Origin of the sequence: Candidatus Aegiribacteria sp., assembly GCA_021108435.1 — a bacterium.
Taxonomy (GTDB): domain Bacteria; phylum Fermentibacterota; class Fermentibacteria; order Fermentibacterales; family JCC-6; genus Aegiribacteria.
Map to the genome: position 1 here is coordinate 1 of JAIOQY010000015.1, position 14,161 is coordinate 14,161.

General features: G+C 48.0%; 13 protein-coding genes. 11 read left to right on the forward strand and 2 right to left on the reverse strand.

The window, feature by feature from the left end; translation table 11 throughout:
• Together K8R76_00730 and K8R76_00735 are read right to left on the reverse strand one after the other, a co-directional pair.
• Positions 1-1,196 (reverse strand): adenosine deaminase family protein (locus K8R76_00730; GenBank protein ID MCD4846697.1); only part of this gene is annotated, 1,196 nt, incomplete at its 3' end.
• A gap of 25 nt (positions 1,197-1,221) precedes the next feature.
• Positions 1,222-2,262, reverse strand: coding sequence for a hypothetical protein (locus K8R76_00735; GenBank protein MCD4846698.1), 1,041 nt, complete (start codon positions 2,260-2,262; stop codon positions 1,222-1,224).
• Positions 2,263-2,308: 46 nt separating this feature from the next.
• On the opposite strand from K8R76_00735, the gene K8R76_00740 reads away from it, so the two are divergent.
• The 11 genes from K8R76_00740 to K8R76_00790 all read left to right on the forward strand — a co-directional run.
• Positions 2,309-3,055 (forward strand): polyprenol monophosphomannose synthase, encoded by a 747-nt coding sequence (locus tag K8R76_00740; GenBank protein ID MCD4846699.1) that lies wholly within the window; start codon positions 2,309-2,311, stop codon positions 3,053-3,055.
• A gap of 15 nt (positions 3,056-3,070) precedes the next feature.
• A complete protein-coding gene (locus K8R76_00745) occupies positions 3,071-5,320 on the forward strand; it encodes a hypothetical protein (protein MCD4846700.1) in 2,250 nt (749 codons plus the stop codon).
• A complete protein-coding gene (locus tag K8R76_00750; GenBank protein ID MCD4846701.1) occupies positions 5,317-6,285 on the forward strand; it encodes a GNAT family N-acetyltransferase in 969 nt (322 codons plus the stop codon). Before K8R76_00745 ends, K8R76_00750 begins: the two co-directional genes overlap by 4 nt.
• Positions 6,272-7,576 (forward strand): hypothetical protein, encoded by a 1,305-nt coding sequence (locus K8R76_00755; protein MCD4846702.1) that lies wholly within the window; start codon positions 6,272-6,274, stop codon positions 7,574-7,576. The genes K8R76_00750 and K8R76_00755 overlap by 14 nt, the downstream gene beginning before the upstream one ends.
• A complete protein-coding gene (locus K8R76_00760) occupies positions 7,573-8,652 on the forward strand; it encodes a hypothetical protein (protein ID MCD4846703.1) in 1,080 nt (359 codons plus the stop codon). The genes K8R76_00755 and K8R76_00760 overlap by 4 nt, the downstream gene beginning before the upstream one ends.
• Positions 8,649-10,091: a polysaccharide biosynthesis C-terminal domain-containing protein gene (locus K8R76_00765; protein ID MCD4846704.1), complete on the forward strand. Its 1,443-nt coding sequence runs from the start codon at positions 8,649-8,651 to the stop codon at positions 10,089-10,091. The genes K8R76_00760 and K8R76_00765 overlap by 4 nt, the downstream gene beginning before the upstream one ends.
• Positions 10,088-11,023, forward strand: coding sequence for a glycosyltransferase (locus tag K8R76_00770; GenBank protein MCD4846705.1), 936 nt, complete (start codon positions 10,088-10,090; stop codon positions 11,021-11,023). Before K8R76_00765 ends, K8R76_00770 begins: the two co-directional genes overlap by 4 nt.
• 2 nt (positions 11,024-11,025) lie before the next feature.
• Positions 11,026-11,946, forward strand: coding sequence for a UDP-N-acetylmuramate dehydrogenase (gene murB / locus K8R76_00775; protein ID MCD4846706.1), 921 nt, complete (start codon positions 11,026-11,028; stop codon positions 11,944-11,946).
• A 3-nt stretch (positions 11,947-11,949) separates the two neighbouring features.
• Positions 11,950-12,900 carry a GDP-mannose 4,6-dehydratase gene (locus K8R76_00780; protein MCD4846707.1) on the forward strand — a complete coding sequence of 317 codons (951 nt, stop codon included), beginning with the start codon at positions 11,950-11,952 and terminating at the stop codon, positions 12,898-12,900.
• Positions 12,897-13,679, forward strand: coding sequence for a hypothetical protein (locus K8R76_00785; GenBank protein ID MCD4846708.1), 783 nt, complete (start codon positions 12,897-12,899; stop codon positions 13,677-13,679). Before K8R76_00780 ends, K8R76_00785 begins: the two co-directional genes overlap by 4 nt.
• Positions 13,680-13,693: 14 nt before the next feature.
• On the forward strand, positions 13,694-14,161 hold a 468-nt coding region (locus K8R76_00790), incomplete at its 3' end, for a hypothetical protein (GenBank protein MCD4846709.1).

The following is a 14,161-nucleotide window of genomic DNA, read 5'->3' on the forward strand; positions in this document are numbered from 1 at the left end:
GCTTCGCTTTCGATTTTCTCGAAGTACTCCATGCAGCTCCGTACATACGCTCTCTTCTCATTGTATCTGCCCGGGAAGAAGCTCCGCTTGAAGCCGTAGACAAGGATATTCTTCAGATCGTTTCTGGTCAGGTTGAATGCGTTTACCGCTTTGTGAAGTTCCTTTGTAACGGTGGTGTTCGATATAGTCCTGTTATCGGTGCAGATGGATACAGAGAGTTTCCTTTTCATCATCTCCCCGAACGGATGGTTGGCCAGATCCCTGTAAGCCGGGTTTGTCTGCTGATTTGATGTGAGGCAAACCTCTATGGTTATCCGTCGATCAGCGATGAATTCAGCAAGAGAATCAACGTATGCTTCCGCGTTAATGATGTCTTCAGATCTGACTGATCCCGGATCAAGAAGAGTCAGGCCATGCCCTATTCGATCGGCATAAAGTTCTGTAATGGCCTGGTAGATACTCTCCGGTCCGTAAGCTTCTCCGGCATGTACTGTCTTCTTAAGGAAATGCTTCTGAGCTCTTCTGAATGCGATAAGGTGATTTATTGCCGGCCATCCTTTTTCAGAGCCCGCGAGATCGATACCGACCACCGGAAGGTTCTCCTCCCATTTTGCTTCTGATACGGCTGCTTCCAGTTCAAGTGATGCGAGGGAAAACACACGTTCCGGCTTCGTGTGCTTATGCATTTCGAAGAACCTGCCGTACCAGGTTGAGAACGCCGGTGTGAAAAATCTCATTGCGCATGCGATAATCCCATAATGGAAAGGAGGTTCATGTCCATCAACGACTTCGGGCCGGGAATTGAATTTTGTCTCTGCCCTGTCCAGTCCTTTGTTCACAGCTCTGATACATTCGATGATATCCATTTCATCATTCGCGTGAAGCTGCGGAGCGAATCGTACTTCAATGTAGCGAACACCCTCATTCTGGTTGTCCTCAGCAACTTCAAAGGCAATTCTTTCCAGATTCTCTTTTGTCTGCATTACAGCGGTTGTATACGCGAATCCCTTCAGATAATCGTCGAGGTCTTTGTAATCGTTCTTGAACACGGTTTCACGAAGTCCCGACTCGGTATAGGAAGGAAGCTTGATGTCTGATTCCCTGGCAAGTTCTATGAGCGTGGAAAGCCTCACTGAACCGTCAAGGTGCATATGGAGGTCGGTTTTCGGAAGCTTCTTCAGCAGAGCGTGATTCATGTAAATTCCTTCCCGGATAAGTGATTCAGAAGAGTTCACCGAAAGCCATCTGCATGCCGGGTCCCTCAGGTGACACGGCAAAATCAAGTCTGAAAGTTCCTCCTCCAGGGATTATCACTCTCAGGCCTAGACCGCCGTCGAGGTGGAATCTGTTCCATCGTACTTCATCCAGATCGTCAGTTACCTGTCCTGCGTCACCGAAAAGAACGACTCCTATTTCAATTGTATTGCTTTCATCAATCTTGAATGAGAATAGTCTTTGCCGGAGTTCCAGATTGGCCAGAAGCGTCCATGAGCCTCCGAAGCGTCTGTCATGATATCCTCGCAGCCCCGATTTCCTGCCGAGACCGGGCAGGTATGGAAATGGAGTCTCCGAAGTTCCAAAATGCTTTTCTCCACGGATGCGGAAAGCGGGTGTTGTTGAATTTCCTATCGGAGTGAAAAATGCGAGAGCTGCTGCTGCGTTGGAATAGGAAAATCCGCTGCCCATCTGGTGTTCCATCTCAATTGAGGTATAACCTGTGATGAGTGATGGAAATAACCAATGAGCCTCGAACAAAGGCCCTGCGCTCCAGAGGGAGCCATAATCAGAGCATGGTGATTGTGCCCAGAGAGTATCTTCCAATCTGTCATATACTGTTGAATGGTTCACCCGTATACCGGTGGAAAGGGCAAAACCGGCTGCAGGACTGAATCCGTATATACCGGAAATACACTGCATCTGCCTGTCGTAGGAAGCGTTGACATCCTCGTCGCCGTCGTTTCCCCATCCGTAGAAAGAGGCGTCATTATCAACCCTGTATTCAGCTTTTATGTTCAAAATTCCGTTGTGCAGGGGGAAATTAAATTCCGGTTTTATAAATACGCTTCCATTTGTAAAGACCTGTGCCATGCAGTTGAAAGCAAAAGGATTGAACGGAGTTTTCATGTTATGGCTGACAACGCCGCCGAACATTACTCCTGAGTTGGGACTATAGCTTAAAAGGGGTAATACTCTCCATGCAAGAGTGGGTATGGAGAAGAGAACAAGAATTATTGAAATCAATATTCTGGCTGAAATTTTCATATGCTCCATCCTGAAGTTTAACCTTAAGTTTTTCCTGTACCGGTTCATGGATTATATTGCGCAAAATACAGAAAGTAGAGGTCTTTTGAAAACACCACTGATTGTTGTCCCAACTTACAACGAACTGGAAAACATTCGAAACCTGCTTCCCGTTCTGCTTGATCTTCAAATAAAGCCCGATATACTCGTGGTAGATGATCAAAGTCCGGATGGAACAGGAGAAGCAGTCCTGGAGCAGGAACATACTGGAAGAGTTCATCTTCTCAGTCGCCCTGAGAAAGCCGGTCTCGGCAAGGCGTATATTGAAGGATTCAAATGGGCACTGGAAAGGGATAAGTACGGTCCGATAATTCAGATGGATGCAGACTTTTCTCATAAACCTGATAGAGTGCCGGAACTTGTTAAAGCTCTTGATAATAACGATGTCGCTATTGGCTCAAGATATTGCAGTGGCGTAAATGTTGTCAACTGGCCCCTCTCGCGATTGCTGCTTTCCTGGTTCGCCAACAGGTATACGAAGGTGATAACCGGATTGCCGCTTGAGGATGCTACGGGAGGTTTCAAGGCTTTCAGAAGAGCAGCTCTTGAAAAACTTGATCTGAATTCAATAAAATCCGATGGGTACTCCTTCCAGATAGAGGTTTCATACAAGCTCTACAGAGCAGGATGCTCTATTACAGAGGTTCCCATCATTTTTGTGGACAGGCATGCCGGAACCTCCAAGATGACAAAAAGCATTGTATGGGAGGCTGTCTGGATGGTATGGCATCTCCGTTTTCCCTGGCTTTTCTGAGAGGAAGCTGCCTGTATGATTCCTTTCATTGCCATGTTACTTTCTGTTTCAATCATTCCGGATGATTGGGGTTTTGAAACATCCCAGAGTTATGTCACGTCAATTTTCGAGGATTCAGACGGTACGATGTGGTGTTCAACGTCAGGGGGGATTCTCCATTATGACCCCGATACAGGCTGGGATGATTCCATTGTCTATCCGGATGATTTACCATGGTACAAAACAAATGACCTGTATGTGTACGATTCTCTGTTATGGGTTGCTACAGCCGGCGGCGGTCTTGCGTTAAGACAGGGGGACTCCTGGCAGGTTTTCTCATCCTATGAGGGTATTCCGGGAAGCGGAGATGTGCATTCAGTTCACTGTGCCGGCGGATATACGTGGGTTGGTTCTGATGGAGGTCTGGCGCGGGGTAATGCTGCAGGCTTCCAGCAGTTGGACGAGTCCGCTACAGGTGGAGCTTTCAGGGCGGATGAAGTGATAGGAATATCGAGTGTTTCCGACATTCTGTTTCTGGCGACTGATAGAGGGGTATACTCGCTTGATCTTCTGGCAAGTCCCTTCAATCCCGATTCCTGGACCAGTCACGAGACGGCGACATCTAATCTTGGTATTTCGGACGTATACACGGTTTCAGCTGATTCCGTATTTGGTTTCGGTCCGGGCGGAATCGCGCAGATGATCAACCCTGACAGCTGGCTGGTTCTTCTCGATTTTTCAATGAGCGATGATTCCGTGGTTACCGGACTTCTCCTGACAGACGAAGGGCTTATTGCTTCCTGCATCGAAGTCAGAAGATTTATCGAAGAAGGTGTATGGGAGACATATGGAGAGGGATATCCCGTCAGTACTTTCTCATCCTGCCTCGGATCTGCATGTGACGAGATCTGGGTCGGGTACGGTCTTAACGATGTGAGTACAGAGAATTCTGGAAACGGACTCGGATATCTTGATAATGGAACATGGGTTTCGGTTCCTGTTTCCGGGATGGCGGGATCAAGCTGTTATCAGATAACTCTGGACAGCGACAATATGTATCTCGGCAGTCACAACGCAGGCCTGATGGTGTGTTATCCGGACAGTGGATGGAACACCTTCAATATGAATACAGTGAATATGCCCAGATCTCTCCGAACATATTCATCCGCGAAATCGTCCTGTCCGGGAATCTGGACGGGCAGTTATCATTACGGACTCACATGGATTAATGACAGAAACACATACTCCATGGAGGACGACACGGTCATTACATATGTTTCTGATTCTCTTTCCGATGTTTCTCCGGACGTGGTCCAGGTTATTGCTCCTCTTCTTAACAACCAGGTAGTAATGCTCTCTGTACAGAATGGAGCTCTCTGGATCGCACAGGAAGCCTTCTGGCAGTCACCTGATGAAATCAGCGGGATTGTAGCCGTGTCAGGTGATCCTGAATCCGGCAGTCTGGAGTGGACATCCAGAACAGATGCGGATGGACTTGCTGTTAAGAATATCCAGACACTGTATCCATGCGGTCAGGATAGCCTCTGGATTGCTTTCACCTCCAATGGAGGATGTCAGCTTCTTGTTCATGGAGGCAATCCTGTCGACAAATCACAGGATATCTGGTATCCTGGACATGGAGAGGTCTACGATACATCCTGGGGTCTTTCTTCCAGTCAGGTATTCTGTTTTGCCAGGGATAATGACGGCAATATCCTGGCCGGGACCGGAAGCGGCCTGTTTCGCTGGCAGGAAAACGCGTTCATTCAGATTTCAGGAATAAGCGGTTCAATAAAAACAATGCAGGTTGATAATAAAGGAAGAATCTGGTGCATGAGTGGAAGTTCAATCATATGCGTGGATGGCTCTGAGATCACTGAATTCACAACTTCCAATTCTCCATACATACCCACGAGCAGAGTCGAGAATGAGTTCAGTGTCTTTCAAGCGGATGCGTCCAAGCTGTATTTCTCATCGATAATAGGTCTCTGGACCCTTATCGTGCAGCAGGAAAGTGATGAAAACCCCGATTTGCTGTTCTACCCTCAACCGTTTCTTCCCGCTGAAGAAGAGCTTCGCATTTGCTGGACAGGTACTGACCGGCAGATTTCCGTGAAACTGTTTTCACTTGCCGGACAGTATCTGGGATGTATTCAGGCGGAGAGCTGGGAGGATTGGTCCTGGAATGGTTCATTAAGCGGTGAGGATGTGTCCTCCGGAGTTTATCTGGCTATTATAGAAACGGATGATATGGTGTTAAGAGCAAAGGTTGCAGTGGTAAGATGATAACGATCAGACATGCAGAAATATTTGATAGAGAGAAATGGACTAATTTTGTCCTGCGTTCGAATAACGGTACGGTGTTTCATCTTCCCGATTTTCTTGATTATCATCCTGAAGGCAGATTTCAGAATCATCATCTGATAGCTGAAAGCGGCAGCGAAATCGTATCGATTATTCCCGGTGCTCTCTCTGAGAGGGAAGATGGTGTCTGGTTCCGGTCCTATCCCGGTTCTTCGTACGGAGGCCCGGTGATGAACGATTCCCTTGGATTGAGGAAACTGGAAGAGTTGATTGACGCGCTGGAATCGTATTGCGCATCTCATGGCTGGATCGGAATAGAAATGACTCCACCCCCGATCATCTATTACCGAAGACCTCATAACTACCTGGAATTCGCTCTGGTCAAACGCGGCTATAAATATCGAAGAAGGGAACTGACGGCAGTTATAGACCTGACTCGATTCGGTGAGGAACTGAAACTGGGATTTCGCTCATCTGCTCTTCGCGGCGTGAGGAAGGCTCTGAAAAGTGGAGTTACAGTCGAAGAGAATTCCGATTTCTCACTGTTCTACCATGTGCTTGAATCAAATCTTCAGCAGCGTCACGGAGTCAAACCCACTCACACTCTTCCAGAGCTTGAGCTTCTTAGAAGTCTTCTGGGAAGTGATCGTATCAAACAGTTCATTGCGCTGAAAGACGGAGAAGTACTCGGGGGGATGGTGATGTTTCACTGCAACCCCAGGGTGACTCTCGCTTTCTACATCTCCCACGATCAGGAGCATCAGGCTTTCAGGCCGGTCAATCTGGTTTATATGGATGTTATCAGATGGGCGAAGCAAATGGGATACCATTACATGGATCTCGGTACTTTCACCCTGGATATGAATGTCAATTACGGATTATGCCGATTCAAGGAATCATTCTCCGCGCGGGGGATTTTCAGGAACACTCTTTATGGTTTTGTCTAGGAACCTGGCTCAGGATCCGTATTTTCGCGGGGTTCTACTCCTGTGGACAGCTTTGCTTGTTCTTGTATTTGGCGGGAGAATGTATACAACTGATGTGCTTGCACAGTATGAAGTAGCCGGTTCCCTGATAGGTCAACGCCCTTTTCTCACAGCGTCGGGAGAGTACGGATGGATTGTGGATGGTGTGAGACCCGGGAATTTTTTGCCGCATAGCATCGGCTATTCCATTCTACTGATTCCCGCGGCTTTTTCAGGAGTCGTTTTTGGACTGGATGCCGGGAAGATTTCAACCGGTGTTCTCAACGGGGGTTTCAGTCTGATTCTGATAGGGTTCATGTATGCCGCAGCCAGATATAAGTACAAAAACGTATCCGTGGCAAGATTGATTGTCATCGCTATAGGTGGAATGTTTCTTGTATACGGGAGAATGCCTTACGATGTGACCGCAGCCGCTGCGGCTGCGATGGCAGGTTTCTACTTCTCATGCAGAGACAGGGCGCTCATCGCAGGATTCTGCATGGGTCTGGCTGTTCTGATCAGACTTGACAGTCTCCTTCTCCTGCCCGTGTTCTGGAACGGCTGGGCGAATACGAGAAAACTTCTTGCGGGAATGGCTCCGTTCATTCTGATTGCTGCTTCAGTGAACTGGTATAGATTCGGCAGCCCCTTTCTGGATGGGCACAGCCAGGATCCCGCTATGGTTATTGAGCCGTTCAGGGGAGGAATTGTCGGTTTGCTTCTGAGCCCGGGGAAAGGTCTCCTCTATTATGCGCCGTTATGTGTATTCGCGCTATTCTTCCAGAAGGACTGGCGGCTCTGGACACCTTTTGTACTGTCACTTGTTCTGCATGGAATGCTTCACGACTGGTCCGGCGGGACGGGATGGGGACCAAGATTTCTTTTCACGACTCTGCCGTTTCTTTTATTTCCTCTAGTACGGAAAGGCACAGGAGGTCGACTGTTCTGGCTGATTGCCGTTCTTTCCGTTCTTGTCTGCATTCCAGCCTTATGGAGCAACACGAGTATACTGGAGCAGGCAGCGGGACCTGATCTGTTCGATGAACCTGGCCGACAGGCTGTACTCTGGAATGTTTCTTCATCACCTTTATATATGTCTATGAAGAATTTCGGTCTGGGTGTTCCTGATATGTTTGGAGCGGCTGCAGTCGTTTCTCTTGGACTTCCTGCATGGCCGGGAGTTCTGGGGCAGAGCTTGATTGCTCTGTTATTTGCTGGAGCAGGCATTTTTACCATTAGAAAACATGATGACCGGGAAGTATTTAATAAATGAAAATTCTTCATCTTTCTCCACAGAACTACACCGGGATACTGAACCTGTTCGTAAGAGGCCACAGGGCGCTAGGGCATGAAAGCAGGCTTGTGACCTTTTACGAAGCCTTGAATAAGTACGAGGAAGATATCTGTTTGAATCTTCCTTTTGTTGGTCATATGGAATGGTTTCAGAAAGCTAAGAGATTAGTGAAAGCCGGAAGTCTGAACGTACCGTTTACCGGTACTACGGAACGAATATTCTGGACTCCGAGCTTTCCAGAGAGAATCCTGATGAATTTCAGAGACATGATTTGGACGCCTCTGGTAAGAAAAGCCGCAAAGAAGTACGATCTGTGGGATTACGACATCTATCATCTCGAAGGTGGAATGAGTTTTTTCAGAGATGGCAGAGATATTCAATCCCTTAAAAAAGCCGGAAAGAAGATTGTTTCCTACTATCATGGTCTTGATCTCAGGATGAGGGGGGCAATACGTCCAGTCTGGGAAGCCACTGACCTTCACATTACCTGTGAATTCGATCTTTATCAGAGATATCCCGAGGTTGATTATCTCTTTCTCCCTTTTGACCAGAGTGAAATGCCTCAGGCCGATCCTCTCCAGGGGAAAATACGCATTTGTCATGCACCTAGAATTCGGTCTGTAAAGGGTACAGAAGAAATAATCACTGCCGTTGAAGATCTGTCTCGAGAGATCCCTGTAGAGCTTGTACTTATTGAGAATATGTCCCACTCAGAAGCGATCCGGATGAAGGCTTCGTGCCATATTGCCGTAGACCAGGTCGCAAGCGGAGATATGGGCTATGGAGTCAATTCACTTGAGACCCTTTCTATGGGGATTGCAACAGTGACCAGCCTCTCCAGAACATATCAGGACTTCATTCCGGAGCACCCGTTTTTTCTCACAACTCCGAAAACACTGAAACGTGATCTGCGCGAGCTGGCGCTGGATGCAGATCTGAGAAAAAAACACGCCCTTGCGGGTCCGCCATGGATCAGAGCACGGCACCACTGGTTATCAGTGGCAGAGGAAATACACAGGATTTACAGGGAACGGGGCTGGGAGAAACCCCAATGAAAGAGAATTTGAACATAGTTCATGTTAACGATCATAAAAGGGATCTATCGCGGGAATCGATATTCTACGCTACGGCTCTGATTTTCAGTGGTCTTGTTCAGGTAGCCTTTCTTCCCTTTTTCTCTAAATTCCTGTCTGCTGATGCCGCAGGAGAACTCGGTACGCTGAGAATCATCGCGGAAGCCATCGCCGGAATAGTAGTGCTTGGTCTTCCCACTGCGCTGATAAGAGCCTGGCAGAGGACAGCGAATCACAGGGCAGTTCTGGTTCGAGGCATCTTTTTCCCTGCCGTTCCGGCTCTATTGATGGCTCTGCTTGTTCTTCTACTTCAGGGATCCCTTACATCATTCCTTCATCTGCAGCATTCCCAATACCTGATTCACGCTGTCCTTCTTGGAATCGGAGTTGCATACGTTCAGCTGTCTCTGTCTTTCCCGAGGGCGGACGGTCTGGCAGGCCGATATCTCCTGCTGCAGATAATCCGCGGGTTTCTTGCTCTTGGAGCGCTTGCTGTTTTCCTTTATGCCTTTTCTTTCAATGCGATTCCCTCTTTCCTGACAGCAAGATGGGCTCCCTCCTTCCTGATTGCCGCAGTGGCAATAATCATGATGTGGAAAAGAACGGCCGGTTCGGAAAGAACTGAGAAACCGTCAACTCTGAGCAGTGATATACTTGGTTTCAGCCTGCCATTGATTCCTGCGACGCTGTCCATGATCGTACTTTCATCCGCTGATATGTTCATGCTGAGAAACATCTATCCTGATCTTGCGGAAAGCGGATATTACGAATGGGCAAGCCGTGCCTGTCTTGTTCTCATGCCGATGATTCTGGGTTTTGATATGGCTTGGAAGCGGTTCATTTTCAGGAAACGGAGAACCGGCGGAAATCTTGCGGAACTGGGCAGAGCAGGATTGCTTTTCATGGTTATGGTTAACTGGACAGCCCTTCTTCTTGCTATGTCATCTCCATGGATTGTAGGTCTGGTTGGAGGCGTTCATTTCCTGCCTTCCCTTCGCGTACTGCCTACGCTTGCCGGAGCCAGCGCCATGTTCGGGCTGTTCCTTATTTCTCAGACTGGTTGTCTTCTTACAGGTCAGACCAGATATATTGCGGGAATGACACTGTTCGGTGCTATTCTGAATATAGGATTCAATTTTAGATTGATACCTGTAGCAGGTGCTCTTGGAGCGGCTTTTGCTACACTCGGCACAAATCTGTTCATGGCTCTGAGTCTTTTCTGGCTTGGCAGAAAGGTTTTCCCGATTAGTTTCTTTGCAGTTACGCTGACTGTAGTATTACCGATTTCCTACGGTCCTCTGGCAACGCTTAATGCCGGCTTTCGGTCGGCTATTGTCCTTGTCGGATCTTTCATCACAATTCTTATCATCGCTGTTCTCAGAAAGCTGGGAACCACAATCTCGGAAGGCAGCTCGGAATGAGACCGGAAATATCCGTGCAGATTCCTGTGAAGGATGGAGGAGAGAATTTCAGGATCACTCTGGAAAGTCTCAGGAACCAGGAAACAGGAGGGATTCCGTGGGAATTAATTGTAATTGATGATTGCAGCACTATTCCAGTCGAGCAACAGTTTGATCTTGCTTTTCCGGAAGAAGTCAGTGTAAAAGTTATCCGGCTTGAAACCGGCGGGAACAGACCTGCCGCCCGCAACAGAGGCTGGCAGGAGGCATCCGCTCCCTTATCATTCATTTCGGATGGCGATATCCGATTTCCTTCTGACATATTAAGAAAGCACATCGAGTTGCATCGAGAAAAACTTGGAGACATTATCATGGGTGCCAGGGTTAACGCCTGGAAGAAAGATTCCTCGCCATGGCAGAAATGGTTCGATACCAGGGCAATGGGAAAAAGAGAGGCTGGCATATTCCCCCCGCGGTATTTCGTTACCGGTAATATAAGTCTTCCGACAGAACTACTGGAAACTGCAGGAGGCTTTGATTTACTCATTGACCGGTATGGTGGAGAGGATACTGAATTAGGATTCCGACTTGCCAGGCAGGGAGCCACACTCTACTGGAATCCGAATCTCAGAGTTGATCATCTCGATACGGTGACAGTACGTGAGCATTCGAGAAAAATGATCGAGTATGGAAGTTCCGGGCTGAAATACACATTAGCAATAATCCCTGAGTCTGCAGGTTTGCTTGGCAGTAACTGGATCAAACCGCTTTTTGATGCTCCCGCTTACCCCGGCACCGTTTTGATGAGACTTGTAACAAAAATTGCGCTTCTCCCTTCCGTATACAGATGCGTACTTGCCTGGATGGAAAAAGCAGGGGCGCCAGGATTTCTGTTTACTTATCTTTCTGTGGGAGCGTGCCTCATGGGGCTGACAGGAAAGGAATTCGAGTAATAGTGAATAAAACTGCTGCCGATCTCCTTAAGGAGCATTATCCAGACGCTGTCCGGTCAATTCAGCTGAGCGAATGGACAACCTGGCAGGTCGGAGGTTCTGCAGTTTCCATTGTTGTATCTTCTACAGGAATGCTCTCTGATCTGCTTGGTGTTTTGCGGCAGGAAGGTTTTCAATGGTTTCTTATCGGACGCGGATCGAACATACTTGCTTCAGATGATGGCTGCAGTTCCATTATTATCAGACTTGCAGGTGATCTTGCATCTGTCAGGTGGGAGCATTCAGGCAGCAGATGGAAACTCGTCTGTGGCGGAGGATCCAGATTTCCCTCTCTCTCAGGTGTTGCCTGCAGCAAAGGGGCATCAGGACTCACGTTCGCAATTGGAATACCGGGAACCGTAGGAGGGGCGATATTCATGAACGCCGGTGCTTATGGCTGTTCTGTCTCGGATATGCTGACAGAAGTTGATGTTGTAGATTCTGATGGAAACGAGAGGGTTATCAGAAACACGGAATGCGGTTTCTCCTATAGATCAAGCAGGTTTCAGAAGGAAGCATTGATCGTGACGGGAGCAATGTTCCTGCTGAATGAGGCAGATCCTGAAGTGCTCAGATCGGAAGCAAGACGCATACTGCAAATGCGCAGGGAGAAGTTCCCTCTTGAGTATCCGAATGCGGGGAGCGTATTCCGCCGACCCCCCGAAGGTCCCTCTCCGGGGAAACTAATTGAGGACTCAGGTCTGAAAGGAAGAACAATCGGAGGAGCCATGGTGTCAGAAAAGCATGCGAATTTCATAGTGAATACAGGACATGCTGCATCGTCTGATATATTAAGACTTGTTGATGTGGTTCGGGAAGAGGTTTTTTCGATGAGCGGGATCCTGCTGAAAGAGGAAATCCGTTACCTCGGACGGAGGGTTTAAGATATGGCGGCCAGGAAGCGTTTCGGTGAAAACAGGCTTGAGTCCGGGGCAATTCTGGTTACCGGGGCAGGCGGGTTTGTCGGCAGTCACCTCATGAGTGAACTCGAAATGGGTGAAGGAGACATAGCAGTTGATATTTCGACTGATTTCCGGGCTCCTTCAGGAGTGAGGAAGATTAAATGGGATCTCCCTTCTGAAGCGCCTGAAGCGTTAAAAGAAGTCCGGTATATCATTCATCTGGCAGCAATGAGTTCAGTTTCACGATCTTTGAAGGAAGTGCATAAAGCATACGAAATCAATCTAATGGGAACTATTTCAATTCTGGAGTACATGGTTTCACATTGTCCGGAAGCAAGGCTTCTTATGGTCAGCTCCGCCGAGGTTTATAAGCCTACTGACGATCTGATTACTGAAAACAGTGAAATAGGTCCGAGAAATCCTTACGGCACAACGAAAGCCGCGGCGGAAATAGCGGCATTTCAATTTGCGGGGAATTATAATCTGGATATAGTGCTTGCCCGTTCATTTCCTCATTATGGTCCAGGACAATCCGGAGATTTTGCTTTTCCGGCATTTTGCAAACGTATTATCGAGGCAGCCAGAAGTGGATCAAAGCGAATACGGGTAGGAAACCTCAGACCCGTTCGCGACTATCTTTACGTATCAGATGTGGCGAGGGCATACAGGTACATCCTTAACAGAGGACAGTCCGGAAGTATATATAACGTTTGTTCAGGAACAGGAAACAGCATTGGAGATATGGTTAACATGCTTATTGAAATTTCCGGACATGATATTGAACTTGAAATTGACCCCGATCTGTTTCGTCCGGTTGATGTGGAATTTCAGGTTGGCGATCCATCCAGACTGAACTCTTTGCTCGGCTGGAAACCGGAGGTCAGCAGAAACACTGGTTTGAGCAGACTGTTTTCATGGTGGGAGGAGAGAATATGACCCTTCTGATGATCTTCAGCGTACTGGTTACAGGTAGAATATCCGATTGGGAGCATTTTACGCATTTAGGCGGAGTCAGTGAAATACTTGTTGAGGATACTCATTTTACGGGAGCAACAAGCGGTGGAGTTATTTTTGGAACGCTCGGGGCCGATACTGTATTCTGGGACTCAACATGGACCTGCCCGGGGGAACTTTCTCTAAGTGATGTAAGATGTCTTGCCAGAGATGAATCAGGGAATCTATGGATTGGGACTAACGGCGGTGGAATTGATGTGCAGCTCTCATCCGGAGGATTTCAGCATTATGGACAGCTTGAAGGATTGCCGATTTCTCTGCAGATTACCTGCATTCTCCCGGATACGACGATCTGGGTCGGTACAAGCGAAGGGCTCTGCAGCAAGGATCTTGGTTACTTCAATGTCTGGACAATATTTTCAACCGGCGGCGGACTTCCCTCCGATAATATCAACTGTGTTGCTCCGGTTGATTCCGGGCTCATCGTGGGTACGTCTAATGGTATCGTAATGCTCAGGAAGGATTTTTACCCCGGGAGTCCGGACTCGTGGTTCAGTTTTCCCTCCGCTTCGGAAATTGGAGCTATGGAACTTCTCGTCGCAGGTGACACGATATGGGCTGCATCCACAGCAGGTCTGTATTTCATGACTGCTGATCAGGACTGGCAGATTGATGAGACATATCACTTGCCTATAATGAGGGAGAACTGGCAGTTGGCGGTCAGGGTGATGTCTGCATTTTCGATGGTTCTGAATGGATAAGAGGAACGTACGGATTGGCCGGACAGATGATTCAGGATATATGCTGGTTAACCTCTGACAGTCTCATGATTGCACAGGTGTCAGAATTCTCAGACAACAGGGCTTCAGGTAACGGGGTCGCAATCGGCATTCTTGACTCCTGGTACAATACTCGACCCGCAGGGATCCTGTCCAATGATCTGCTGGCAGTTTCTATTGATTCCAGAGAGGATATCTGGGTAACAAGCAATTACAGGGGTGCAGGGGTCTTGAGCCAGTATGGATGGACTGAATTCGGGTCTCAATTACCAAGTAAGGATCAGCTGTTCGTTTGTCTGGCGGACTGTTCCGGGGGTGTGTTTGTTGCTTCATGGCATCATGGTGTAACCTGGCTGGATTGGAATGGGACACCTCAGAGGGAGGATGATGTATTCATCAACTTTGATACTGATAACAGCGGACTTCTGAACAATCAGATCAAAAACGCGGCGATTTCATCATCC